Annotated in this window: 27 protein-coding genes and 1 pseudogene; 7 read left to right on the top strand and 21 right to left on the bottom strand. The window is 35.0% G+C overall.

Translation table 11 applies throughout. The features are described 5' to 3' along the window. Positions 1-128 (bottom strand): helix-turn-helix domain-containing protein (locus Q0410_RS06095; RefSeq protein ID WP_299034340.1); only part of this gene is annotated, 128 nt, incomplete at its 3' end. A 167-nt stretch (positions 129-295) separates the two neighbouring features. Here Q0410_RS06095 and Q0410_RS06090 point away from each other — a divergent pair. The 3 genes and pseudogenes from Q0410_RS06090 to Q0410_RS08520 all read left to right on the top strand — a co-directional run bounded on the left by Q0410_RS06090 (position 296) and on the right by Q0410_RS08520 (position 1,759). Next, positions 296-616, top strand: coding sequence for a DUF4491 family protein (locus tag Q0410_RS06090; protein WP_299034334.1), 321 nt, complete (start codon positions 296-298; stop codon positions 614-616). Positions 617-664: 48 nt separating this feature from the next. Then, positions 665-1,213, top strand: coding sequence for a TetR/AcrR family transcriptional regulator (locus Q0410_RS06085; protein ID WP_299034331.1), 549 nt, complete (start codon positions 665-667; stop codon positions 1,211-1,213). Between the two features lie 85 nt (positions 1,214-1,298). After that, positions 1,299-1,759 (top strand): annotated as a pseudogene (locus Q0410_RS08520) (DUF2871 family protein). On the opposite strand, the gene Q0410_RS06080 reads toward Q0410_RS08520, so the two are convergent. The 19 genes from Q0410_RS06080 to hflX form a co-directional block, all read right to left on the bottom strand. Next, the gene (locus Q0410_RS06080) at positions 1,752-1,922 is read right to left on the bottom strand and encodes a hypothetical protein (RefSeq protein ID WP_299034329.1); all 171 of its coding nucleotides are present in this window, start codon (positions 1,920-1,922) and stop codon (positions 1,752-1,754) included. The pseudogene Q0410_RS08520 and the gene Q0410_RS06080 overlap by 8 nt on opposite strands. A gap of 9 nt (positions 1,923-1,931) precedes the next feature. Then, entirely contained in the window at positions 1,932-2,270 is a 339-nt protein-coding gene (locus Q0410_RS06075) for an SdpI family protein (protein WP_299034327.1), read from the bottom strand. A gap of 8 nt (positions 2,271-2,278) precedes the next feature. Next, entirely contained in the window at positions 2,279-2,872 is a 594-nt protein-coding gene (locus tag Q0410_RS06070) for a TVP38/TMEM64 family protein (protein ID WP_299034325.1), read from the bottom strand. 154 nt (positions 2,873-3,026) lie between these two features. After that, positions 3,027-5,429: a leucine--tRNA ligase gene (leuS, locus tag Q0410_RS06065; protein WP_299034322.1), complete on the bottom strand. Its 2,403-nt coding sequence runs from the start codon at positions 5,427-5,429 to the stop codon at positions 3,027-3,029. Between the two features lie 8 nt (positions 5,430-5,437). After that, positions 5,438-6,826 (bottom strand): asparagine--tRNA ligase, encoded by a 1,389-nt coding sequence (asnS, locus tag Q0410_RS06060; protein WP_299034319.1) that lies wholly within the window; start codon positions 6,824-6,826, stop codon positions 5,438-5,440. Further along, positions 6,816-8,135 carry a replication-associated recombination protein A gene (locus Q0410_RS06055; RefSeq protein ID WP_299034316.1) on the bottom strand — a complete coding sequence of 440 codons (1,320 nt, stop codon included), beginning with the start codon at positions 8,133-8,135 and terminating at the stop codon, positions 6,816-6,818. The genes asnS and Q0410_RS06055 overlap by 11 nt, the downstream gene beginning before the upstream one ends. Positions 8,136-8,296: 161 nt before the next feature. Then, positions 8,297-8,770: a transcriptional regulator NrdR gene (nrdR, locus tag Q0410_RS06050; RefSeq protein ID WP_299034314.1), complete on the bottom strand. Its 474-nt coding sequence runs from the start codon at positions 8,768-8,770 to the stop codon at positions 8,297-8,299. Between the two features lies 1 nt (position 8,771). Beyond that, positions 8,772-9,869: a cell division protein FtsZ gene (gene ftsZ, locus Q0410_RS06045; RefSeq protein ID WP_299034312.1), complete on the bottom strand. Its 1,098-nt coding sequence runs from the start codon at positions 9,867-9,869 to the stop codon at positions 8,772-8,774. Between the two features lie 50 nt (positions 9,870-9,919). Further along, a complete protein-coding gene (locus Q0410_RS06040; protein ID WP_299034310.1) occupies positions 9,920-10,711 on the bottom strand; it encodes a cell division protein FtsQ/DivIB in 792 nt (263 codons plus the stop codon). Next, positions 10,712-11,791 carry an undecaprenyldiphospho-muramoylpentapeptide beta-N-acetylglucosaminyltransferase gene (gene murG, locus Q0410_RS06035; protein ID WP_299034307.1) on the bottom strand — a complete coding sequence of 360 codons (1,080 nt, stop codon included), beginning with the start codon at positions 11,789-11,791 and terminating at the stop codon, positions 10,712-10,714. Further along, on the bottom strand, positions 11,788-13,104 hold the full coding sequence (murD, locus tag Q0410_RS06030; protein WP_299034305.1) for a UDP-N-acetylmuramoyl-L-alanine--D-glutamate ligase: 1,317 nt from the start codon (positions 13,102-13,104) through the stop codon (positions 11,788-11,790). The genes murG and murD overlap by 4 nt, the downstream gene beginning before the upstream one ends. Then, positions 13,101-14,051 carry a phospho-N-acetylmuramoyl-pentapeptide-transferase gene (gene mraY, locus Q0410_RS06025; protein ID WP_299034303.1) on the bottom strand — a complete coding sequence of 317 codons (951 nt, stop codon included), beginning with the start codon at positions 14,049-14,051 and terminating at the stop codon, positions 13,101-13,103. Before mraY ends, murD begins: the two co-directional genes overlap by 4 nt. 18 nt (positions 14,052-14,069) lie before the next feature. Next, the gene (locus Q0410_RS06020) at positions 14,070-14,447 is read right to left on the bottom strand and encodes a hypothetical protein (RefSeq protein ID WP_299034301.1); all 378 of its coding nucleotides are present in this window, start codon (positions 14,445-14,447) and stop codon (positions 14,070-14,072) included. A 1-nt stretch (position 14,448) separates the two neighbouring features. Then, positions 14,449-15,369 (bottom strand): 16S rRNA (cytosine(1402)-N(4))-methyltransferase RsmH, encoded by a 921-nt coding sequence (rsmH, locus tag Q0410_RS06015; RefSeq protein WP_299034299.1) that lies wholly within the window; start codon positions 15,367-15,369, stop codon positions 14,449-14,451. A gap of 1 nt (position 15,370) precedes the next feature. Continuing rightward, positions 15,371-15,784 carry a division/cell wall cluster transcriptional repressor MraZ gene (gene mraZ, locus Q0410_RS06010; RefSeq protein WP_299034298.1) on the bottom strand — a complete coding sequence of 138 codons (414 nt, stop codon included), beginning with the start codon at positions 15,782-15,784 and terminating at the stop codon, positions 15,371-15,373. A gap of 108 nt (positions 15,785-15,892) precedes the next feature. Next, complete coding sequence (gene lgt / locus Q0410_RS06005) at positions 15,893-16,693, bottom strand: prolipoprotein diacylglyceryl transferase (protein ID WP_299034296.1); 801 nt, start codon at positions 16,691-16,693, stop codon at positions 15,893-15,895. Between the two features lies 1 nt (position 16,694). Then, positions 16,695-17,426, bottom strand: a complete 732-nt coding sequence (locus Q0410_RS06000) for a YebC/PmpR family DNA-binding transcriptional regulator (protein WP_299034294.1) — start codon at positions 17,424-17,426, stop codon at positions 16,695-16,697. 2 nt (positions 17,427-17,428) lie between these two features. Continuing rightward, positions 17,429-18,073, bottom strand: coding sequence for a YigZ family protein (locus Q0410_RS05995; protein ID WP_299034337.1), 645 nt, complete (start codon positions 18,071-18,073; stop codon positions 17,429-17,431). Continuing rightward, entirely contained in the window at positions 18,054-19,286 is a 1,233-nt protein-coding gene (hflX, locus tag Q0410_RS05990; RefSeq protein ID WP_299034292.1) for a GTPase HflX, read from the bottom strand. Before hflX ends, Q0410_RS05995 begins: the two co-directional genes overlap by 20 nt. A 116-nt stretch (positions 19,287-19,402) precedes the next feature. Between hflX and Q0410_RS05985 the strand changes: the two genes are divergently transcribed. Next, positions 19,403-22,297 carry a transglycosylase domain-containing protein gene (locus Q0410_RS05985; RefSeq protein ID WP_299034290.1) on the top strand — a complete coding sequence of 965 codons (2,895 nt, stop codon included), beginning with the start codon at positions 19,403-19,405 and terminating at the stop codon, positions 22,295-22,297. Positions 22,298-22,392: 95 nt separating this feature from the next. Here Q0410_RS05985 and Q0410_RS05980 read toward each other — a convergent pair whose 3' ends face one another. Further along, positions 22,393-22,644: a GlsB/YeaQ/YmgE family stress response membrane protein gene (locus Q0410_RS05980; RefSeq protein ID WP_299034288.1), complete on the bottom strand. Its 252-nt coding sequence runs from the start codon at positions 22,642-22,644 to the stop codon at positions 22,393-22,395. A gap of 128 nt (positions 22,645-22,772) precedes the next feature. Here Q0410_RS05980 and Q0410_RS05975 point away from each other — a divergent pair, with 128 nt between their 5' ends. The 3 genes from Q0410_RS05975 to Q0410_RS05965 are packed head-to-tail and all read left to right on the top strand — an operon-like array spanning position 22,773 to position 26,200. Continuing rightward, the gene (locus tag Q0410_RS05975) at positions 22,773-23,486 is read left to right on the top strand and encodes a response regulator transcription factor (protein WP_299034286.1); all 714 of its coding nucleotides are present in this window, start codon (positions 22,773-22,775) and stop codon (positions 23,484-23,486) included. After that, positions 23,467-24,825, top strand: a complete 1,359-nt coding sequence (locus Q0410_RS05970; protein ID WP_299034284.1) for a cell wall metabolism sensor histidine kinase WalK — start codon at positions 23,467-23,469, stop codon at positions 24,823-24,825. Before Q0410_RS05975 ends, Q0410_RS05970 begins: the two co-directional genes overlap by 20 nt. Next, positions 24,803-26,200: a peptidase S41 gene (locus Q0410_RS05965; RefSeq protein ID WP_299034282.1), complete on the top strand. Its 1,398-nt coding sequence runs from the start codon at positions 24,803-24,805 to the stop codon at positions 26,198-26,200. The genes Q0410_RS05970 and Q0410_RS05965 overlap by 23 nt, the downstream gene beginning before the upstream one ends. The last annotated feature ends 283 nt before the right edge of the window (positions 26,201-26,483 follow it).

The following is a 26,483-nucleotide window of genomic DNA, read 5'->3' as shown; positions in this document are numbered from 1 at the left end:
TCTGGATAAGTTTTATTATTTTCCCAGTTTGATATTGATTGCCTAGAGACAAATATTTTTTCTGCAACCTCTTCCTGGGTCAATTTTTTATCCATCCTTGCCTTTTTTAATTTATCTCCGATTTTCATTCTTACCTCCTAAGTTTATATTAAAAGATTATTCTTATTTAGTCTATCTATATCACTTTACACCCGTATTTTTCTATGTAAAAATGCTTTTACATCCTTTATTTATCTACTTTCCTAAATATTTGACCAGAATCCAATTCTATATGATAATTATACTAGGAGGAGATATGGAAGGAATTATTATTGGCCTAGTTACATTTTTTCTTATAGGAATTTTTCACCCCCTAGTTATTAAAGGAGAATATTATTTGGGCAGGAAGGCTAACAAGTATTTTATTATATTTGGGATAATTTTTGTGGCTCTTTCTCTATATATAAAATCACTTATACCAAGTATCTTTGCAGGAGTTATCGCTTGTTGCTGTTTTTGGTCAATTGGCGAAGTTATAGAGCAAGAAGAAAGAGTTCTAAAAGGCTGGTTTAAAGAAAATCCAAAGAGAAAAGAATACTACGATAAATTAAGAAAAAATAAAAATCTTGACAGATGATGATTTGAAATTATAATATAAATGAACAACGTTCATTAGGAGTCGTTTATGATTATAACAAGAGACATAATCCTTGATGAGTCTAGAAAACTCGTGGCAAAAGATGGACTTAAGGCACTTAGTATAAGAAAGCTTGCCAATAATTCTAATGTGGCAATAGGTACTATCTACAACTATTTCTCATCTAAGGACGACCTTATGATAAGCACAATAGAAAGTGTATGGGAAGATATTTTATCTTTAGACCAAGCTAGGCTTGATACAAATAATTTTATAGATTATTTATCTAATATTTTTAAAAATCTAAGCCTTGGTATAGAAAAATACCCTAATTTTTTTAATATCCACTCCCTAAGTTTTAAGGCTCAAAATATTAGCAGGGCCAAGGATTCCATGACAAATTACATCGAAAAAGTAAGTGAAAACCTTATGGAAATCCTAGAAAGGGATCCAAATATCAGAAAGGATGTCTTTGATGATGAATTTACCAAGGATGATTTGCTTGAATTTATCCTTAAGGCAATCCACAGTTTTATAGCAGAAAATAATCATAACGAAGACTTAATTCTTAAAATTATAAAAAAACTCATCTACTAACCCGTCTTAAAAAGCGGGCTTTGTAAAGAAAGTTTATGAACAATGTTCAGTAGGTGTTTATAATGACAAAAAAATATTTTAAAATATCATTTATTTATTTAATCTTCGGCTTATTTTTAAGGGGTTTTACAGAGAATACACAAGAATAATAGGATTTACAGGCCTTACTAGCCTTAGAGTGGCTCACACCCATACCCTTGTTTTAGGATTTACTTTGTTTTTGATTCTTAGTATTTTGCAAAAAGTTTTAATTTAAAAGAAGATAAAAAAGAAAAAAGATTTTTCAATACCTATAATTTTTCACTAATCTTAGTTATTGGCACAATAATTGCCAGAACTTTCTACCAAATCTATGATTTAGATAGTGCATCTCTAAGTGCTGCTATATCAGGTATAGCTGGTATCGGTCATATAGCCATTGCCTTTTACTTTTTATATACTTATCTTAAAAATTATGTAGATAAGAAAGAAAAAGTTTGGGAATATTACTCTCATAAAAAGCTCTCAAACTTGGTATTTCCAAGCTTGAGAGCTTTTATCATATAAATTGACCAATTACTAGAATAAGAATAGATGGAACCATAATTATTAGGCCTACTAGTTCTAACAAGTCTAGCCTATCTCTAGTTTTCTTATATTTTTTAAAAGTTCCTGGTATCATTAATAAATTTCCTACCGTTAATAAAATAAGACCTAGGGTTCTTAACATATATTTCTCCTATTTTTTGTGGGCTGTCTTAAGCCTATTTTCAAGGGTTATTCCTAAAATTACATAGGACATAAATTCTATTAGGATAAATAGAAATCTTCTAATTCTTGTCATCTCTATAAAATTGTTTAAAATTAGGCCTATTATTATAAAGACAAGTGCAAGAGTAAAGGCACCCCTTGCCATGAAGTTATTTGCAAAATACCAATTTTGCTTAGACTTTGTTGAAAGTTCTGTCCTATATCCATATTTTTTGTCAATCGGTTTATTTTTTATCATATTTGAAATAAAACCAACAAAAACAAAGTAGGCTGGAAATAAAAATATTATGAAATCATCAAAATTCATTGCTACTCCTATAAGTACTTATTAATTAAAAAGTCTAAACCTAGTGCCCAAGCCATAGAATAAGCAAAGATACTTAGGGGTTTACATAAGAGGATGATTGTTATAAACTTTTTTACGGACATTTCTGTAAGACCTGTTAGATAACAAAGAAAATCGTCAGGTGCAACCGGTAAAAATATTGCTAGGGCAAAGAATTTATCATACCTATCCTCATTTAGTTTGCCCCTATACTTATCATAGAGATCTTTTCCGAATATCTTTATTACAATCGACCTGCCAAAGGTCCTTGAAATAAAAAATACAAGGATGGAACCTAGGCAAATCGATATATAATTATAGATAAAGCCCCAAAAAGCTCCAAAAATAACCACACCTGCTACACAGGTTAGTCCTCCAGGTATAACTGGTACTACAATTTGGACAATTTGTAATCCCATAAATACTATGGGTCCCCAGGCTCCCTTGGCAAGGATTAGTTCTCTAAAGTTATCTAGAGAATTAAAGTATCCTCTTTTATAGCCAATATATCCTAAAAAAATACCAAGGATTAGGAGAATGCCTCCTATAATATTAAAAATTTGACTTTTTACTAATTTTTTCATAAAAGACCACCTTGTATGATGTGTGTAGTAGTATCATACAACTATCATATTTCCCTGTCAATTTCATTCTTATCATACCATAACATTATTAAGATTTAGTAAAGAGATATTTATAAAAAAATCCAAAGACCTCTTGGTCAATGGATTTTTATTTTTACACAACTATATTTAAGATTTTACCTGGCACATAGATGACTTTTCTAAAGTCTTTGCCTTCTATATAGGTTTTTACGTTCTTATCTTCGTTTGCAAGGTCTAAGGCTTCTTCTTTAGATGCAGTTTTTGATATCTTGATCTTGCCACGCATCTTGCCATTTACTTGGACAGGAAGCTCTACTGTATCAAGGCTTAGCTTATTTTCATCAAAGCTTGGCCAGATTGTTTCGTTAAGCCTTCCTTCAAAACCTGCCATTTCCCAAAGCTCTTCTGTAAGGTGAGGAGCAACCGGGTTTAATAAAGTGATATAGGTTTTAAAATCTTTACTTGTGATTTTTCCAAGTGATCTCATCTCATTTGAAAGGGTCATTAGCTGAGCAATAGCAGTATTAAACTTAAGATTTTCATAATCTTCGCTTACCTTTTTGATGGTTTGGTTGGTTAGGATTTCTAGTTCTTTAGAATAAAAATCCCCGTCTTCTACAAGGTCTAAGAGGTTATAAACTCTTTCAAGATATTTTCTACAACCCTTAACCCCCTCATCTGACCACTTGGCAACTGATGAGAAGTCCCCCATAAACATTTCGTAGGTTCTTAGGGTGTCAGCACCAAAGTCCCTTATTATATCATCTGGATTTATGACATTACCACGAGATTTGCTCATCTTTTGCCCATCTGGTCCTAAGATCATGCCGTGGCTTGTTCTTTTCATGTATGGTTCTTTGGTTGGAACTACTCCAATATCATATAAAACCTTATGCCAAAATCTTGAATAAAGTAGGTGGAGAGTAGTATGTTCCATTCCCCCGTTATACCAATCAACAGGTGTAAAGTAGTCTAGGGCTTCCTTGCTTGCAAGAGCTTCACTATTATGAGGATCTGCATATCTTAGGTAGTACCAAGAAGATCCTGCCCATTGTGGCATGGTATCTGTTTCTCTTTTAGCAGGCTTGCCGCAGTGTGGGCAAGTTGTATTTACAAATTCGTCAATCTTTGCTAGTGGAGATTCACCTGTGGCTGTCGGTGTGTAAGACTCAATTTCAGGTAATTTTACTGGTAGGTCTTTTTCATCTACTGGTACCCATCCACAATCTTCGCAGTATACCATTGGGATTGGCTCTCCCCAGTATCTTTGTCTAGAAAATACCCAGTCACGTAGCTTATAATTTATCTTGGCTTCACCTAAATTATTTTCTTCTATATATTCGATGGCCTTTTTCTTAGCATCGCTTGCACTTAGACCGTTTAGGAAGTCTGAATTAATAGAAGTTCCTTTTTCTATATCTGTTACAGGAAGGTCTTCTTCTGAGTCATAAACAGGTATGATTGGCATTTCAAATTTCTTAGCAAATTCAAAGTCACGTTCGTCGTGAGCTGGTACTGCCATTATAGCTCCAGTACCATAGCCCATTAAAACATAGTCAGAAACCCAAATTGGAATTTCTTTTTCATTCAGTGGGTTAATCGCTGAAAGACCATCTATCATGACACCAGTTTTATCCTTATTTAATTCTGATCTTTCAAAGTCAGATTTTAGACTTGCTTGGTGCTTATAGTCTACAATGTCTTCATAATTTTTTATTTCGTCTTTGTATTTTTCTAAAATTGGGTGTTCTGGAGAAACAACCATATAGGATACACCAAAGATGGTGTCAGGCCTTGTAGTATAAACCGTTAGCTCTTCTTCCTTATCTTTGATTTTGAAATTAACATCAGCACCGTGGCTTCTACCTATCCAATTAATTTGGCTAGTTTTTATTCTATTTTCAAAATCAACCTCGTCTAAATCGTCAATTAGCCTATCTGCGTAGGCAGTTATCTTTAGCATCCATTGGTTTTTAAGCTTATGTTCTACATCAGATCCGCATCTTTCACACTTGCCATCTACTACCTCTTCGTTAGCAAGACCAACAAGACAAGATGGACACCAGTTTACTGATGTTTCAGCCTTATAGGCAAGACCTTTTTTATACATTTGTAAGAAAATCCACTGAGTCCACTTATAATAGTCAGGATCAGTTGTATTTATTTCCCTATCCCAATCAAAGGAGAAACCGATAGACTCCATTTGTCCCCTAAAATGGTCTATGTTTTTTTCTGTAATGATTGCTGGATGAATTTTATTTTCTATAGCGTAGTTTTCTGCTGGAAGACCAAAGGCATCCCAACCCATGGTATACATTACATTTTCGCCTTCAAACCTTCTCTTACGAGCTACAACGTCTATGGCTGTATATGGACGAGGGTGGCCAACGTGAAGGCCTTGACCTGATGGGTAAGGAAATTCTACAAGTGGGTAGAACTTTTTCTTATTAGAATCTATTTCTGATTTAAAAGTTTTTTCGTCTTTCCAGATTTTTTGCCATTTTTTCTCAATAGCATTTGGATTATATTCCTTCATCTTTCCTCCTAGTTTTGGTTGGCAAAGGCATTTACATATCTTGGATAAGCTATTACGTCTCTGATGTTTTTCATGCCTGTTACATACATCATAGCTCTTTCAAATCCTAGACCGAATCCTGAATGAACAACTGTACCAAATCTTCTAAGATCAAGATAGTTTTGGTATTCTTCTGGGTTTAGGCCATTGTCTTCCATGGATTTTACAAGCTCATCATATCTTTCTTCCCTTTGTGAGCCACCGATTAGTTCGCCTACTCCTGGTACTAGCATATCAAAGGCTGCAACAGTCTTGCCATCGTCATTTCTCTTCATATAGAAGGCCTTGATATCCTTTGGATAGTCTGTTACAAATACTGGTCCATCAACGATTTTTTCTGATAGGTATCTTTCGTGTTCAGTTTGTAGGTCCATGCCCCACTCAACTGGGAATTCAAATTTCTCGCCAGATTCCTTAAGAAGTTCAATTGCCTTTGTATAGGTAATTCTTGCAAATTCAGAATCGCGTAGTTTTGTTAATCTTTCTATTAAGCCCTTGTCTATCCATTTGTTGAAAAATTCCATTTCATCTTTGGCATTTTCTAAGATATAGTCAATGGCGTATTTTATCATATCTTCAGCTGTATCCATACATACATTGTAGTCTGCAAAGGCCATTTCAGGCTCTAGCATCCAGAATTCTGCAGCGTGTCTTGGTGTGTTTGAAACTTCTGCCCTGAAAGTAGGCCCAAATGTATAAACATTACCAAAGGAAAGAGCATAATCTTCTGCCTCTAATTGACCAGATACGGTCATGTAAGATTTTTTGTTAAAGAAATCTTTGCTATAATCAACCTTGCCATCAACTCCCTTTGGTGGATCATTTGGGTCAATTGTTGTTACGTTAAACATCTCTCCTGCACCTTCAGCATCGCTTGCTGTGATTATTGGTGGGTTTACATAGACAAAGTCTCTTTCTTGGAAGAACTTATGAAGAGCATAGGCTAGTATTGAACGAAGTCTAAATACTGCCCTGTAGGTGTTTGTCCTTGATCTTAGATGTGGGATAGTTCTCATAAATTCAAAGGTTTGTCTTTGTTTTTGGATTGGGAATTTTTCTGATGATTCACCTAAAACTGTAACCTTGCTTGCTTGAATTTCATAAGGGTTTTTGTTATTGCCTGTTTTAACAAACTTACCATGAACCTCTAAAGAAGCTGATAGGTGTTGTTTATCAAGCTCTTCGTAGTTTTCCATATCTTTTCCAACTACAACTTGAAGGTTCTTAAAGGTAGAACCATCGTTTAGGTCAATGAACCCAACGTTTTTACTAAATCTTGAGTTTCTTATCCAACCTTCGATTTCAATTTCTTTGTCAACAAAGCTTTCTGCTTCATTAATTAATTTTCTAATCTTCATTTTTGCCTTCCTTTATTTTTTCTAATCTTTCAATCATTTCTTTTTCATAGCCAAGATATTTTGCTTGATAAAATTTTTCACCAACAAAATCATCTGGCAGGTAAGATGTATTTACGTAGCCACCATGGTCGTGGGGATATAAGTATTCTTCCTTGATAAGATTTTTACTACCCGCATAGTGGCTATCTTTTAATTTATTTGGTACTATTTTGTCTTGGTTATTTTTTACAAAATCAAGTGCTTTATCTATAGCTAAATAAGTAGAATTGCTCTTTACGGCTGCTGCTAGGTAGGTTACAGTCTGAGCTAGTATTATCCTTGCTTCAGGCATACCTATCTTATTTACAGCCTCAAAGGTTGAATTTGCTAAAACTAGGGCATAGGGATCTGCATTTGATATATCCTCTGCCGCAAAAATAATCATCCTTCTTGCTATAAATTTAATGTCTTCACCTGAGTTTAACATCTTAGCCAGATAAAAAAGTGCCGCATCTATATCTGATCCCCTCATGCTTTTTATAAAGGCTGAAATAGTATCGTAGTGCCTATCACCATTTTTATCGTAGACAGCAATCTTTTTTGTTGTAGAATTCTCTATAGTTTCAGAGTCTATTTCTATTCTACCATCTTTTTCATTTTCTGAAAATATAGCAATTTCTAAGGCATTTAAAAGCGCTCTAGAATCTCCATTTGAATATTTTATTAATTTATCCCTGGCTTTTTTATCTAAGATGATATTTTTACTTGTTAAAACCTCATCTGTATTTAGGGCAAGGTCAATAAGGTCACTTAGGTTTTTATCTGTAAGTTCCTTTAATTCAAAAACATACATCCTTGAAATTAGGGCCTTATTTACCTCAAAGTAGGGATTTTCTGTAGTTGCTCCTATGAGGGTAATGGTGCCAGCCTCTACAAAGGGTAGGAGGTAGTCTTGCTGACTTTTATTAAACCTGTGGATCTCATCTACAAATAAAATTGTTTTTTTATTCTCGTATGACAAGTTATCCTTGGCAATCTGGATTTTTTCCCTTAAGTCAGCTATACCACTTGCAACTGCAGATACTTCTTCAAAGGCCATATGAGTAGAATTTGAGATAATCTTAGCAAGGGTGGTCTTTCCCACTCCTGGTGGCCCATAAAAAATCATCGAATAAATCCTATCGGCCTTGATCATCCTTCTTATAATCTTACCCTCTCCAACGAGGTGGTCTTGGCCTATGTAGACATCAAGAGTCTTTGGTCTAAGCCTATCAGCTAGGGGGCGAGATTTTTCCATTTCAATTTTTCTATTTAACTCAAATAAATCCATAAAACTCCCTTAAAAAAAGAAGCTGCCGTAGTATGAACAAATCGTCCCTACCAATCAAAGATTCCTAGAAGAATGTCATCTTCTAAGGGCCGGCGGCTTAAGTAGCCTTTCCGGCCTTTAGAAGATAACTTCCTTACTAGCCTATGATTAGGGGACGATAATTATTCACACTTTGTGCAAGCTCCATCATCTTTTAAATTTACAATCTCTTCATAAAAGGACTCCAAATCCTTAAATTCCCTATAAACAGAAGCAAATCTGACATAGGCAACGGAGTCAAGTTCTTTTAGCTCATCCATGACAAGCTCACCTATATATGTTGAAGTCACTTCTTTTTTACCAGTGTGGTTAACCTTAGTTTCGATATTTTTTGCTACTTTTTCTATCTCATCCATAGATACCGGACGTTTTTGACAGGATTTTACTATACCTGAGATGACCTTTCTTGGGTCAAATGCCTCCCTGGTATTATCTTTTTTTACTATCATGACCGTAGAATCTTCATACCTTTCATAGGTAGAAAATCTTTTATCACAATCTTCACAGAGTCTTCTCCTGCGGATGGCCCTGTCATCATCAGTAGACCTTGAATCAACTACCCTAGTATTGTTTGAATTGCAATAGGGACATCTCATATTATTTTAAGAAATCTGGAAGATCAATGTCATCAAATGGATTTGATGATCTTCTTGTTTGTTTGTTAGCTTGGGTATTTCTTTGTGGAGCTCTTAGCTCTTCTGACTTAGCAGAATTTCTATCAGCTCTACGAGATTTAGCATTGGTATCAAAACCTGTAGCTATAACTGTTATCTTAATATCATCTCCTAGTGATTCGTCTTGGCCAACACCAAAGATGATATTTGCATCAGAATCTATAGCTTCTCTAATTAATTCTGCTGCTTCGTTTGCTTCCATTAAGCCTACTTCTGCTGCTGTTACGTTAAGTAAAACAGCATTTGCTCCCTCGATGCTTGTTTCAAGAAGTGGAGAATTTACTGCAGCTTTGGCAGCATCAACAGCTCTATTTTCACCGCTTGCCCTACCAATACCCATGTGGGCAATACCTTGATCGCTCATGATTGACTCAACGTCAGCAAAGTCAAGGTTAATTACGTTTGGTACTGCTATTAGTTCTGAAATACCACTTACTGCATCCATTAAAACTTGGTCAGCCATTTGGAAGGCTTCTACCATTGATGTTCTTTTTTCAACAATTTGTAGTAGTCTATCATTTGGAATAGTAATAAGTGTATCTACATTTTCCTTAAGTTTTTCGATACCACCTTCTGCTTGGGTAGCTCTCTTTCTACCTTCAAAGGTAAATGGTTTAGTAACTACACCTACAGTTAGGATGTCCATTTCCTTAGCAACTTGGGCTACAACTGGAGCAGCTCCTGTACCTGTACCACCGCCCATACCAGCTGTGATAAAGACCATGTCTGCACCCTTTATTGCTTCTTCAATTTCACCCTTAGATTCTTCAGCTGCTTTTTCTCCAACACTTGGATTTGCACCAGCTCCTAGACCTCTTGTTAGTTTTTCACCGATTTGAAGTCTAACATCTGCATTTGATTCTTGAAGAGTTTGCAAGTCTGTATTAAGTGCTAAAAACTCTACTCCTGATAGTCCATTGTCTCTCATCCTGCTGATAGCGTTATTTCCACCACCACCAACACCTATAACTTTTATCTTAGCTAAAGAATTGTTGTCCATATCAATGTTAATATTTGCCATAAAATCCCCCATTGTTCATTCTACTTATTAAGATTATCACTAAAAGACTTCTACTTTACAACCACAAGAGGATTATCTCCATTGTTTAAGTTGATACTCACTGCTTCTAGTCCCTTGTTATTTATGTCTTGTAAGATCTTTTCTAGCAATTTAATTCTATAAGAAATATTATTTAAATCACCAAATTTAACCTCAATATCTTGTATCATTATACCAATATCAAGTTTATTTTCCAAATTTAATTGGCTGACACTGCCTATTAGAGAAGAAGCTTGCAGCTCTTTTAGAAAATCTTGACTAGCTTTTGATGAAGTAAAACTTTCTCCGATAGTCGTTTCAAGACCCTTTAGCTTAATTTCAATAAATTTTGCATCTTCACTATAGCTCTTTTTATCTGTAATAAGGCCATCGTTGGTAATCAAAAACTTTTTGCCGTATTTTTCTACCTCAAACATAGGAAAATCTTCTTCTATCTTAATTGATAAAATCTTTGGAAATACCTTTCTTACCTTGGCACTTTTTACATACTCCAAGTTCTCAATATCACTTTCGTACTTGGTTGGATTATATAATAAAATGTTTTTTCCCAAAGGTGACTTAAGTTTTTTTATTATTTCTGTATCCTCTGTCACCCTATTTCCATTTATGTATATATCCTGGATTTTCATATAGGGATGGGTATAAAGGTTATAAGAAATTCCTAATACAAAAGCCAAGACTAGGAAAAAGATAAAAGGCTTTTTGCTTTTTACTTCTTCCTTGCTATGTTTTTTGGCTATATGTTTTTTGCTAAATACCCTAGATCCTTTTTTTATTAACCTGTCATCGTTTTTATTTGTCATTTATATTAGCTCTTTTATTTGCTCATAAATTTTATCCAAGGCGTCTTTATCAGCAAGTTTTTGAGCATTTTCCCCCATCTTTTTGATTTTTTCCTTATCCTTTATTATACTCATAATCTCTTCTTTTAGGAAAGGGCCAGTCAAATCTTTCTCTAAAATCATAAGACTAGCATCATTTTCTACATAGGTTCGGGCGTTATACTCTTGGTGATTTTCTGTGGTATAGGCTTTTGGTATTAGGATTGAAGGCTTACACACAGACGAAATCTCAGCAAGGCTCATTGCCCCACTTGATGCAATCACAAGATCTGCCACCCCATAAAATAAATCTATATTATCTATATATTTAAAGGCCTTAAGATATTTTGTGTCCTTGGCCCTCTTACAAAAATCTTCATAATACCTCACCCCTGTTTGATGGAGAAGGTAAAACTCTCCTTCTAAGTCCTTACTTATTTCTATTACAGCCTTATTTAAGGCAAAGGACCCATTTGATCCACCAAAGGAAAATACCACTGGAATATTTTTATCAATGCCAAGATCTCTTAAGTCACTATCGGTAAAAGATAGGTCAAAGTTATTTCTTACAGGATTACCTGTAACAACTATATTATCCTGGTATTTAAAATGCTTTTTTGCTTCCTTATAGGAAATTAAAACCCTATCTACTTTTTTAGATAAAAACTTAGAGGCCATACCTGGATAAGAGTTTGACTCATGGACTATGGCTGGTATTTTTTTCTTACTAGCCTGATATAAAGTAGGCGCGCATACATAGCCACCTGTTCCAATTACAAGGTCTGGCTTGAAATCTTTTATAATCTGCTTTGCTTCCTTAAAGCCCTTTAGATTTCTAAAAAGGGCCTTGAAAAGTCTTTTATTTATCCTTCTAGGTAGGCCCATGGCATCTATTGGGTAAAAATCATAGCCATTTTTCTTGGCTATAGCCTCTTCAGGACCACCCTTAATTCCTACATAAATTATTTCACTAGTTGGGTTTTCTTCTTTGATTTTTTGACCAATGGCTATGGCAGGATAAATATGACCACCCGTGCCGCCACCTGATAGTATCACTCTCATTTTTCTTCCAATCTATTTACTAGGGTCTTAAACTCATCTCCCCTTACCTCATAGGACTTATACATATCCCAAGAAGCGCTGGCAGGAGAAAGTAAAACCACATCCCCATCTCGGCCTTCCTTGTAGGCCTTATCTATGGCTTCTTTCATATCATTAACACATATATAGTTGATTTTATATTTCTCGCACAAGTCTTTAAGCTTATCCTTAGTTTCTCCCATAAGAACCATGGTCTTTCCATTTTTCTTAAAGGCCTTTATAAAATCTGTATAGTCTATATGCTTATCGTAGCCACCTGCTATTATTACTATAGGTCTGTCAAAACTTTCAATCGCTTTTATCGAGCTATCGACATTGGTTCCCTTAGAATCATTGTAAAAATCAATACCAGAAAGACTTCTAACATACTCTAACCTGTGAGAAATTGACTTAAATGTTTTTATAGCCTTTACTATATCAGGCAAATCTAGGCCATATAAATAAGTAAGCAAAACAGCTGCCATTACATTTTCGTAATTATGGCGTCCTATTATCGCTAGGTCCCTGACATCAAGAATTTCAGTTATATTACAAGTGCCATTTCTCAAGAAAATTTTATCCCCATCTAGGAAAAGCCCCCTATCTACAATATTCTCACTTGAAAATTCATAAACTTGAGCCTTAAAATCTCCCAAATGCTTCTTGATTATCTCATCTTCGTGGTTAATAACTAGATAGTCTCTTTCATCTTGCTTTGCTGCAAGCTTTAACTTACTTTCTATATAATCATCAAAAGTCCCATGCCAATCGATGTGATCTTCCTTTATATTTAAAATCGCACCTATATGAGGCTTGTAAGTAGAGGTATCATGGAGTTGAAAAGAAGAAAGTTCTTCTACAAAAACTCCTTTTTTACCATACATCTGCCACAAGATTCCTTCTCCGATATTACCTACTGCAAAAGCAGATTTTCCGCACTCATTTAAAATATGGGCTACCATTGATGTTGTTGAAGTCTTACCATTTGTACCTGTTATTGCAATTTTTTCCTTGTGAGGAAAAAGTCTTTGACTTACTTCTATATCTGAAACTATTTCGTTATCTTTTTCTAAGATTTTAACGACCTCATCACTTGGCTTTATTCCTGGCGACTTTAAAACAAAGTCGTATTTACCAAAATTTAAATCAGAAATAGGGCTATAGTTATAGCCCTGAAGTTCTTTTATATTTTCTTTATTTTTATCATAGGTATAAACTTCATATCCTAGCTTATCTAAAGCCTTGACTGAGGATATCCCTGTTACACCGAGTCCATAAACTAAAACTTTTTTCATAGTATTGCCACCAAACTTATTAGACATAGGATTGTTGATACAACCATAAATCCTGTTACAATTTTTTGTTCCTTATAACCCTTTAATTCATAGTGATGGTGGATAGGTGTCATAAGAAATACTCTTTTCTTATTTCTATGCCTGTAAGATGTTACCTGGATAATAACAGATAAGGTCTCCATCATGTATACTCCACCAATTATCACCAGGTAGATAGGGATTTTTAGATTAATGGCAAGGGCTACTATAGCTCCTCCTATGGCCATTGATCCTGTATCTCCCATAAAAACACTGGCTGGGTTTGAGTTATAAATTAAAAATCCTAGGATTGCTCCAAGCATGATTATAGAAAATACTTTGTTTGTACCTGTTTTCGCTATTATAGCAAGTGTTACAAATACTGGTATAGATACACTTACCAAAAGTCCATCTAACCCATCAGTAAGGTTTGTAGCATTTGTCGTACCCACTATTATAAAAATCATAAGGGGGATGCCAAGCATTGATACTGGTAGGTAATAGGATGTGAAAGGTATTAGTAGTTTAGTTATAGATTCTTTGTCATTAATAAAAGCTAGGATTGTGATTAATCCAGCTAAGGCAAACTGTAAAACCAATTTTTGCTTAGGATTTAGCCCCTCTGACTGGTGGAGTACTAGTTTTCTAAAGTCATCAATAAAACCTATTGCTCCAAAACCTAACATGGAAAGAATTAGAATTAAAGTTTCTAAATTTTTAGGTAGGATTATTATACTCATCACTAGGGCAACTAGGATAAAGATTATCCCACCCATGGTTGGTGTGCCTTCCTTGGCCATATGACTTTGTGGCCCTACTGTTCTTATATTTTGTCCGATTTTCTTTCTTTTGAGGATGGGAATTATGACTTTGCCAAGTCCCATGCTCAAAAAAATACCAATTAAAGTTATAATATAAATATTGTCCATTTTATTTCCTAACGGCAGTTAATTATTATCATCATTTTTATAAACCATGCCCATCTCTTCGATGGCGTATCTTTGTATCCTGTTTAAGTCTATTGCCTCATCAAGATTATTTTTTAGCCTATCTCTGGTTAGTTCATAGCTTACAATTTCTGCCTGTAGTCTATTATACTCAAATTTATCATTTGACAAGTTTATTTTTTTGACAAGGAGGTAGATTGCCATAGTTGAAATCATGGCGAAGCATAAAAAAGAAATAGCATATTTTACCTTCCTGTCCCTTTTTCTAAGCTTATCTATTTGGTATGACCTACTGACTCTTGGTTTTTCTTTTACCTTCAGTCTTACACGATTTCTATTATTATTTTTTACTAATACTTCTTCAAAACGCTCAGCCATATCATATCCTTTGACATACTCTTAATTTCGCAGGCTTTGACCTGGAGTTTTCTTTTAGTTCATCGGCCTTTGCTGTAATAGGCTTTTTGGTAATAATCTTTACCTTAGCCTCGTGGTTACAGACACAAACCGGAAGCTCTGGCGGGCATATACATCCTGTCGCCAAGTCTTTAAATTTATTTTTAACTATCCTATCTTCTAGAGAATGGAAGGTAATTACCGCTAGTCTTCCATCCTTGTCGATAAAATCTATTATCGTATCGATGGCCCTACTTAGGACGTCAAGCTCCCTATTTACCTCTATACGAAGGGCTTGAAATACTCTCTTTTCAGGATGAGCTTCTGAAAATCTCGCAGATTTCATAACAATATTTCGGAGTTTGAAAGTGGTATTAATTCTTTCATTTGCACGAGCTTTCACTATATTTCTCGCTATGGCTTTTGAAAATCTCTCTTCACCATAGTCAAAAAATATTCTAGTAAGCTCATCCTCGGAGTATTCATTGACAATTTTTTCTGCTGTTAACTCACTTTGCCTATTCATCCTCATATCAAGAGGTCCATCATGCATATAAGAAAATCCACGTTCGGGATTGTCTATCTGATAGGAGCTAACGCCAATATCCATTAGAGCACCATCTATTTTATCAAAACCTGCCTCAGTTAAGACCTTGCCTATGTTTTCAAAGTTGGTATTAAAAAACACCTTGTTGTCATAGGCCTTTAGGTTTTCGCTTGCAGCTTTAATGGCAGCTTTATCTTGGTCTATGCCTATTAATAAGCCCTTATCAGAAAGCTTTTCTAAAATTAATTTAGAATGACCTCCCTTACCCAGGGTTAAGTCCGCATAAATTCCATCAGGCTTAATATTTAAATTTTCTATACATTCTCTATAGAGAACTGGCGTATGTTCAAATTTCATCTTATTCATCCATAATATCGGATAAATTCACCTCTACTTCATTTATATATTCTTCCCAGATTGTCTTATCCCATATTTCTATGGTTGTGTTGTTTCCAATTATCATAGCCTCATCTGAGATTTCAGCATAGTCCTTCAAAGATTTGTTGATCAAAATCCTTCCTTGCTTATCAAGGTTGATTTTGACAGTGGATGAGAAAAATAGCCTTTTAATGGCACGGTTTTTCTTATTTTCATAAACTAGTTGGTCAAGGGCGGCTGATTTTTTTTGAAATTCCTCTTCTGTATAAACTATCAGGGACTTTTCTGGTCCCTTGGTTAGATAAATCTTACCATCAAGGTCACATCTAAAGTCACTAGGCATCATTATTCTATTTTTGCTATCAAGCTTATGAACATATTCACCTAGAAACATCATTTACCACCTTTTACCACACTCTTCCACTTTATCTTTATTTTATCCTATTTACCACAAAAAAGCAAACAAAAAGACCGATTCTAAAAATCGGTCAACCTTTGATGTTTATTTAAATTTAATGATTCTTTCTTCTTTTTTGCCTTTCTTTTCCTTATGAAAATGTGGTGGGAGGTTTTCTTTTTTTGCATAGATTAAAAGAGCAATTCCCACTATCATAAAGACTATAGAAACTAATTGGGCAGTTCTTAGGCCAAATACATAAAGTGAATCAGTCCTAAGCCCCTCTACGAAAAACCTCACTATACCGTAGGCTAGGAAATAAATTCCTGATATAAAACCCTTGGCTGGATTTTTCTTCCTATAGTTTATGAGGAATAAAAATATCAAGAAGTTTCCAAGAGATTCATAAAAAAATGTTGGATGAACTTTAACTCCGTCTATGATTATCCCCCAAGGTAGGTCTGTAGGATAGCCATGAGCTTCAGCGTTGGCAAAGTTTCCCCAACGTCCAACAGCTTGAGCAAAAACAAGGGATGGGGCAAGTATATCTGTTAGATCAATCATTGGTATATCTCGTCTTTTACTAAAAAAGTATAGGGCAATTAGACCAAAGATAATCCCGCCTTGGATGGCAAGACCTCCTCCCCTTATATCGATAATTTCATTTGGATGGGCACCGTAGTAGTCCCACTCAAAGATTACATACCATATCCTTGCTCCGATTACCCCAATAGGAAGGATGGCAAAGAGGATGTCATCTATTATATCACCCTTATATCCCCTTCTTTCAAATTCACGTCTTGCAAAAATTACTGAAATAAGGATCCCTGCAACTATTATTATCCCGTACCAGTAGACATCTAGTCCAAAAATAGAAAAGGCAACCCTATCTATATTAAATTCCATCTTAGTCCTCGCTTGGAATATCCCAATTGTTGTAGACTTCTTGAACATCATCGTTATCTTCAAGGGCATCTACTAATTTAAAGAGGTTTTCATTGTGGGTGCTATCTACTTCTATATCATTTGCTATATAAGAAATATTAGCTCTTTCAATTTTATAACCCATCTCTCTTAGCTTATCGAGGGCACTATTAAAGTCATTTACTTCTGTTAAAACTTCGTAATAACCTTCTTCAAGATCTTTAACATCGCTTGCATCTGCTTCAAGGGCATCCATCATAAAGTCGTCAAGGTCTTTGCCTTCTCCGTTTACTATGATTTCTCCCTTTCTTTCAAAAAGAAACATTACAGATCCATCTGTACCGAGATTTCCACCAAACTTATCGAAGATATGTCTAACATCAGGTGCAGTCCTATTTTTATTATCAGTTAGACAGTCAACTATAAAGGCAACTCCCCCTGGACCGTAGCCTTCGTAGATTACCCTTTCATAATTATCACCACCTGCTTCTCCACTTGCTTTTTTTATGGCCCTATCTATATTATCATTTGGCATATTATCTGCCTTGGCCATCTCTATAGCAGTTTTAAGGCTGGCATTGTATTCAGGATCAAGACCGCCTTCTCTTGCAGCTACAGTGATGTTTCTAGCATGCTTGGTAAAAATCTTACCTCTTTTAGCATCTTCCTTACCTTTTTTGTTTTTAATTGTACTCCACTTATTATGTCCTGACATTTCTAACTCCTTACTTCATAGAGCATTAGCTCTTCAATTTTTTCTATTTTAATATTGGCACTTGTCATATTTATAAGTTCTTCATAAAATTTTTCGTACCTATCACTTCTTACATAAAGCTCGATTTTTACATCATCCGTGTAGGACTTATCTATAACTTGAAACTTTTTTTCATTCAAATAGTTTTCAATTTGACCTAGAATGTTATATGACAAAATTAATTCTACTCTCAAATAGTCTCTCTTGTAAAGGGCATTTGGTCCAACAGTATCAGCTACTCCCTTGGTATAGGCACGGATAAGTCCTCCCTTACCGAGAAGTTTACCTCCAAAATACCTTGTTACAACTACTGCTACATTTCTTACTTCCTCTTTTTCAAGAACTGATAACATGGGAAGACCTGCAGAACCTTGGGGTTCTCCATCATCGTTATATCTTTTTATCTCAGGTCTTTCATTTATGATATAGGCAGTGCAGTTATGGGTTGCATCCTTGTATTTTTCTCTGATTTCTTCTATAAAGGCAAGGGCTTCTTCCTTGCTTTCAACATGCTTAGCACTTGTAATAAAGACTGACTTATCTACTTCAAACTGAGATTCGTGATACCCCTTTATAGTCTTATAGTCATTATTTGATATAGGATTCATATTTTCCATAGTCTCCCTTACTTATTTTAAGTTCAATTATTGTACCTTTATTATCATAATCAGTATTTAAGATATCATAATTTGTCATAAAGTAATCAAGGATGGCTCCTTTTTCAAAAGATATGTGCATGGTTACTTGCCTATAGTCTTCCTTGATGACCTTTACAATCTCTTCCTTAAGCTTTTCAAGGTCCCTATCATCCCTAGCAGATATAAATATTCTTTCATATTCTCTCTTATAAAGAGAAGTTGCCGTAGGGTCACTTACCTTATCCATCTTATTGAAGACGTAGATTATCTCTTTTTCATCCATCTCCAAGTCTCCTAGAGACTTATCTATAGTAGCAATTTGCCCGTCTATATTATTACTTGCATCAATTACCACCAAGAGCATATCAGAAAACTTAATTTCTTCTAAGGTTGTTAGGAAGGAATCATTTAATTCCTTGGATAGGTTGTCAATAAAACCTACTGTATCTGTTAGGGTAACCTTGGTATTTGAAAAATCAAGGCGTCTTGTAGATGTATCTAGGGTTGCAAAAAGAAGGTCATCGGAATAAACATATTTTTCCGACCCAAATATCTTCATCATCCCATTTAATATCGTAGACTTACCAGCATTGGTATAGCCAACCAGGGAAATATTATAAATATTATCCCTAGATTTACGATTTAGACGTTTGGTTTTTTCTATATCCTTTAGAGCCTTTTCTAGGGATCTGATATCTCTTTCTATAGCCCTCCTATCGGTTTCAAGCATGGTCTCACCTGGGCCTCTGGTCCCTATGCCACCAGCCTGACGCGACAAATAAGCAAACCACTTGTTAATCCTTGGTAGTTGGTATTTAAGTTGGGCAAGTTTTATCTTAAGCCTTGCTTCCTTGGTGTGGGCCCTTTGGGCAAAGATATCTAAAATTAAAGAGGTCCAGTCAACAACCTTTAGCTTAAGCTCTTCTTCTAGGTTATATAATTGACTGGCTGATAGTTCCACATCAAAGATTATGGTTTTAACTTCTAGTTTATTTGCTAAATCCCTAATTTCTTCAAGCTTGCCCTTACCTATATAAAACCTAGGATTGACCTTGCTTACTACCTGGCTTACAAAGGCAACTGATCTTCCACCTGCGGTGTTTATCAGAGATTCTAATTCATATATTTTTATTTCTTCATCATCATCCTTATCTAGAACGTTGACTTGTATTACTTCTTGCATAAAAATCCTTTCCGTTTTATTATACTTTTATCTAAAATTTAATAAAGGATGGAAGTTACCCGCAAAAAATGATAAAATAGAGGTAAGTAAAAAAAATTAAAATAAATGGAGGCCACATGAGTAAAAAAATAGCCGCTATTATAATAAAGATCCTACTGATTGTGATACTGCTTTTAGGGTCTATTATGATAGTTTTTGCAGGCATAACTGGAGGAGCCATCCTTGAAGTTATGAAGACTGCACCAGAGATAGACGCTGATGCTATAAAATACGAAATGAGTCAAAACTCGACAGTCGTAGATGAAGATGGAAATGAAGTTGACCTAATAGCAACTAGCCAATACAGAGAAATTGTATCCTATGATGACATACCAGATAATTTGAAAAATGCCTTTGTGGCTGTAGAAGACGAGAGATTTGAGGACCATGATGGTATAGATATTATGTCTATATTTGGCTCTATGCTAGAAAACATTAAAGCAGGTGGCATAGTTCGTGGTGGATCTACAATTACCCAACAGTTAGCTAGAAACACCTACCTTACCAATGATCAAACCTACCAAAGAAAAATAAAGGAGATTTACCTAGCCCTTGAGATCGAAGATCATTTATCAAAAGAAGAAATCCTAGGTGCCTACCTTAACAGGGTCTTTATGGGCCAAAACTCCTACGGGGTCCAGGCAGCTGCCAACACTTATTTTAACAAAGACGTGAAAGAGCTAAACCTAGCCCAGTGTGCAGCCCTAGCAGGCCTAGTTCAGTCCCCATCTGAGTACTCACTATATAAATCAATTAAGACAAGTGAAGTGACAGACGAGAGGGTCTTAGGAGAATTTACCATAGATGGAACAAAGTATTCTGCAGTTTTTAACGAAGCTCCTTTGAAGCGTGAAAATTATGTCCTAGATAAGATGTATGAACTTGGCTATATAGATGAGAGTGAGCTAAAGGAAGCTAAAAGCTTTGATATAGCAAAATCAATAGCTCCTGCTCAAAGAGCCAATACAGAAATTACATCCTATTTTAATTCGCTATTAGAAAAACAGGTCGTAGCTAAACTCATGGAAAAAGAAGACATGAGTGAAAACCAGGCCTGGGATAGGCTCTACTACGGAGGATTAAAGATAACAACCACCCTTGACCAAGAAATGCAAAGAAACCTAGAAGATATCTATGCAAACTTTTCTGCCCACCTCATGGGAGATACATCTGGATGGGACGTTCCTCCCCTACTAAATATGAAATATGACAATTGGGGTAATATTATAAATTCTAGTGGAAGACTTCTTTACTACGCCAAGGGAAATTTCTTAAATGAAAACAACGATATAAGATTGTCAGCTGAGGAAGCCCACAAGGATAATAAGGGAAATATTATCCTAACTACAAATAAGGCCTATCTAGACCAAACCAAACTTGTGTTTAGAAGCTACTACTCCTTAGATGAAGAAAACCGCAACCTAAGAACCCACAAGGTTGGCCTTATAGATTTTTCATCAAATAAAAATATATATTTAGATAAGGATGAAAACATAGTAATAAGTAAAAAATACTTAGATAAAAATAAGGACATTTTTAAAGCCTATGAAGACGGAACATTTTCTGTAAATAAGGACTTTTACGATATGGACTTAGAAGGAGTCATCCAACCACAATCATCGACAGTAATAATAGACCATAAAACAGGCCATATCAAGGCACTAATGGGAGGCCGTGATCAAAAAGGTCAAAGAATCTTAGACAGGGCATCAGCTGTTCCCCGTCAACCAGGTTCATCAATTAAACCAATCGCAACCTACACCCCAGCCCTTGATAATGGATTTAACCTAGCAACAGGCCTTGACGATGTGCCATTTATGATTGATGAAGATAATAAACCTTGGCCAAACAACGTCTACGGCTACTATATGGGAGTTAAACCTCTTAGAGAAGCTCTAAAACTATCTATAAATACAACAGCTGTATCAACCCTAGATAAGGTTGGTATAGACACATCTTTAGAGTATCTTAAAAACTTTGGCATAATCAAAGAAGATGGCAAGGATAACTTTATAACAAGTGATGAAAATAGAGAAACCAACGATGAAAACCTAGCAGCCATGGGCCTTGGTGCTATGACAAACGGCCTAACAGCCCTAGATATGACAGGCGCCTATGCTGCCCTTGCAAATGGTGGTAAATACCTTGAGCCATTAACATTTTCTAAAATTGTTGATTCAACAGGTAAGATCCTCTTTGAAGATAAGGATAAGATAAGTCATGAGGTAACAAGTCCTGACACTGCTTATCAAATAACATCAGCCCTAGAAGATGCCGGTAAATCTTATGGCAATATCTACCTCAACGGTATAGAGTTTGCTACAAAGACAGGTACCACAGATGACTATAATGACTTTTGGTGTATGGGTTATACCCCTTATTACACAGTGGGTATTTGGATGGGATGTGACAACCAAAATATATCTCTAACAGGTACTTCTGCTAATAGAGCAGCCCTTATGTGGAATGTTATAAACAATAAAATCCTTGAAGGCTATGAAGCAACTCAGTTTGATGTACCAAAGACAATTGTATCCATGCAAGTAGATACCATGAGTGGTAAGCTTCCTACAGATGCTTCCTTTGCCGATCCTAGAGGAACAGTAATAACAGAAATATTTGGAGAAAAAAATAAACCTACAGAAGAAGATGATGTCCACGAATGGGTAAGTGTAGATTCTAGAAATAACCTACTCGTAAGTAACATCACCCCTCAAGGTTTTATTACAAGTAGGTCCTTTATAAATCCAAGAAGTAACTACGACCCAAGCAAATTTAATAACATCTATCCAAAAGACTGGGGACAAAGGGTACCAAAAGCCTACTCAAACCTAGGCTACCAAGAAGATCCTGATGACGAAGATGAAGATGATGAAGACGAAAAAGAAGATGGCGAGGATAAGGAAGATAAAAAAGAAGGTGAAAATAAGGAAGAAGCGCCCGAAGATAATCCAGAAAATCCTGAACCATAAAAAGAGGACTGCAAGTGCAGTCCCCTTTTTTATGGTTAAATAATTTATAGTAAAATTTGCAAAGTAAAAGCCAGGCTCAAGCCCGGCCTAAATTATTATTTTTTACGGTTTTGAATTAATCCTAGGATAAATAATAAAATTACTGCACCTATAACTGCTGATATTAATTGAGAGAACTTGCCTCCCATGTAGTTTCCAAGTAACCAGTTACCTAGATAACCACCAAGAATACCAGTAAATATATTTGCAATACCACCCATTTCGGCATCTCTTTTCATTATTTTACTTGCTATAAGTCCTGCTACAGCACCTATAATTAATGTCCATAAAAATCCTAAATTTCCCAAAATTTCCTCCTTATGTGAATATTTTTCTCACATTATATATATTCCCCATTTTTCTTATTTTAAACATAGGGATAAATTTAAGGCGAAAATTATAGGGTATAAGGTATAATAAATGTGGAAGGTGAACTATGAAGAATATTAAAATTTTAATAATAGAAGACGAAGAAAGTATAAATAATATAGTAAAATCCTACCTTGTAAAAGAAGGCTATGAAGTCTACCAGGCCTTTGATGGTGAGGAAGGATTAAAGATGTTTATTGAAGAAAGTATTGACCTAGTTATCCTAGATCTAATGCTACCAAAAATACTTGGTGAAGATGTAATTAAGGAAATTAGAAATAGGTCAGAAATACCAGTAATAATGCTATCTGCCAAGGTTGAAGAAAATGATAAGGTACAAGGTTTACGCCTTGGAGCTGATGACTATATAACCAAGCCTTTTTCAGCGAGAGAACTTCTAGAAAGAATAAAGGCCATCCTTAGGAGAATAGAAAAATACAATATCCCAAGGGCTGACCTAGTAAAAACCCTAGATGGCAGGCTAGAGATGGACCTTGAATATAACAGGATTTTTAAGGACGGTTCAGAAATTTACCTAACAAAAAATGAATTTTCCATCCTAAAAACCCTTTTTTCAAATCCTAATAAAATCTATACCAGGGATGAAATTATAGAGCAAACCTTTGGCTATGACTATGATTCATATGATAGGGCCATAGATACCCATATCAAAAATATCAGACAAAAAATCGAGGATAATCCAAAAAAACCTCAATATATAAAGACCATATACGGTATGGGTTATAAGTCTGGCGGTATAGATGACTACCCTCAAGAATAAGATAATAAAAAACTTTATAGCAGGGATTCTTTCCTGTATCTTAGTTTTTTCAATCCTTATTACCCTCCTTGTCACTATTAACTACAACGATCTTTTTAAGGCCATTGACGATAAAAGGCCCAAGGAAGTAGTAGAACAATTCACAAGACTTAATAATGATTCAGATATAAGTGGTGAGTCTATGTGGGCCTACCTAACCAATATGGTAAAAGACCAAAAAGTCGACCTAAAATATTACGATGCAGATAATAATTTACTTAAAGAATTAGAAGGGCGCGACAAGTCTGATAAGTCCAAAATTTTGACCAAGGAATATAGTTTTATAGATGAGAATAATAATTCCAAGGCAGGTAAGATTGAAATTTATTATAATAGGGACCTTACTGGTGTAAATGAAATGAAAAACAACTTTACCCAGGCTGTTATCTATGCTATTACAATCTCCCTTGCTATAGGACTTGTAATTGCTATTATTCTTTCTACTAATATATCAAAACCCATTATCTCTATAGATCAATCAACAGTTGCTATCAAAGAGGGTAATTACGATACCATTGTCGAAGATACCGATATTCAAGAGATTGAAAGCCTAAGAGATAATATAAATTACCTATCTAAAAACCTAAAGCAACAAGAATCAATCAGGAAGCAATACGCCCAGGATATTTCTCACGAGCTTAGGACTCCCTTAACCAACCTAAAGCTTTATATAGAAGCTATGAAAGATGGTGTAGTAGAAGCAGATCCTGCTACCTTAAATATCTTATCCAAGGAAATTATTAGGCTTGAAGGCTTAGTAGTGGGACTAAAAAACACCTTTGATGAAAATGTATCTTATGCTATCCTTTCTAAGTCAGATGTAGATCTAACTAAGCTAATAGAAAATATAGCAGGGTCTTTTCTAGCCAAGGCTAGGCTTAACAATATAAGTATCCTAACCCACCTTGATAAGGATGTAATATTTTATACAGATAGGGATAAGTTAAGCCAGATTATCCAAAATCTTGTATCAAATGCTATAAAGGCTATTGGTAGTGATGGTAATATTGATATCTACCTTAGGGAGACTGATAAGGAAATAATTATAAATGTAATTGATACCGGTATTGGTATAAAAGATGGTGACATACAAATAATATTTGAAAGGTTTTATAGGGTTGAAGACTCTAGAAATACCAAGGAAAATGGTGTTGGTCTAGGTCTTTCTATAACAAAAAATTTCGTAGAAGCCCTATCTGGAAAGATTAAGGTAAAGTCAAAGCTAGGAGAAGGTAGCGATTTTGCTATAATCTTTGAAAAAAATAACAGGGAGACCTATGACAAGAAGAAAGAGAAGTAATCTTAGAAGGAATACTAGAAATAAAAATAAAAGACAAAGAAAAAGTCAGATAAGGATAGTAAAAGATAGTTCTAAGCTCACTTCTAGAGAACTTGCTAGAAGAAAAAGAGCCCAAAGAGAAAAAGAAAGACTTTATAAGAGGCGTAGAATAGGCCTAGGAGTCCTTGCTCTAGTAATAATTCTCATACCAAGCTTTTTTCTCTATAAAAAATTTCACACCTATGGCAAGGATGGTTACCCAGCCTTTAGGGATGAGGTCTTAGAAGATTTATCTAAAACAGCCTTCATCTCCTCTACCGAGGGTAGAAGCCTAACCAGTGCTGAAAAAAATGCTGACTTTGATATCCTTTACGATACTATCTGTAAAAACTTTGCCGTTGATAAGGCAAATGCTGAATCTTTTGAAGAATTTACTAAAAAAAGCGATGAATATAAGAAAAAAATCACAAAATCAAAGACTGACCAAGATTTCTTCCTTATCTTAGGAGAATACTTAAGCCTATTAAATGATTCAGCTACAAAGATATTAGATAAGGAAAGCTACACAGATTTATTTAATTATTATAAAAATAAAGAAGAAGCTTCCATGTATGATATTTTGGGAAATGCTCAAGTAGTAAACCGTTACAAGAGAATAATTAGCGATAAAAATACTTTAGAACCATCAGTTGGCATAGAAAATAATTATGTACTCAGGATATCCCTACCTAGTTTTAGGCTAGGCGGTCTTGATAAACTAATAGATGAGATAATGAAGGCAGTAACATCTGCCCCAGGTATTCAAACTATGATAATTGACCTATCAAATAATAGCTCGCTTAACTATCTTTTTGTAAATGAATTTGCCAAGTACTTTATCCACCAAGATTACACTAAGGAAGACATGATATTTTATAGGGGTAGCCTAATAGAAAACACCCTAAAAGATATAAAATCCAGGGAAGATTCAGCCTATAAGACAGCCTTTGTCAAAAACAATTCGAGCAAGTATAAGGATACGGTTGATAATTTCAATATAAATTCCTATATGTATTACGACCAAGTTTCTTTAGAAATTAAAAAAGATCCTACCTTTGCTTCAAGAAATATCTATATCTTGACAAACTCAGAAACTGCAAATGAAGCTATAAACCTAGCTTCAATTTTAAAAGAAAGTTCAAATGCCTATGTAGTTAAAAATGCCCTTGACCCTAATCCTACAAATAAGGATAGGATTTACGAATTTCCACCAAGCCTTTTCTTGCTAGAGCATTCGGGACTTATTGTTTCCCTAAACACAGCCAGGGCCCAAAAACCAAATAGGTATATAGAATATAACCAAAGGATAAATTCTCAATATCCAATCTCATCGGTTATTTCAATAATAGGACAATAAAAAAAGAGCTTGTTGCAGAATTAATAAATCGTCCCAATATCATCATAGGGTCTCAATGAGCCGACGGGCTTTTTTCTCGTGAAATTTCGCCTCCTCGAGCCCGCGGGCTAAAAGTGGCCCCCCGGCCGAAAGAGGCAAACTTTTAGAGAAACCCCTATGATGATAGGACGATAATTATTCACAATTTGCAACAGCCCCTTTTTTTAATACAAAACTTACTATTAAATAACATATAAAACTTAGTAAAATAATTTATCCTTGAATTAATTAACAAAGATTTAAA

The sequence above is a fragment of the uncultured Anaerococcus sp. genome (genome assembly GCF_937934665.1).
Taxonomy (GTDB): domain Bacteria; phylum Bacillota; class Clostridia; order Tissierellales; family Peptoniphilaceae; genus Anaerococcus.
Note: the sequence above shows the minus strand (reverse complement) of the source record. Positions and strands in the feature narration are given on the sequence as shown.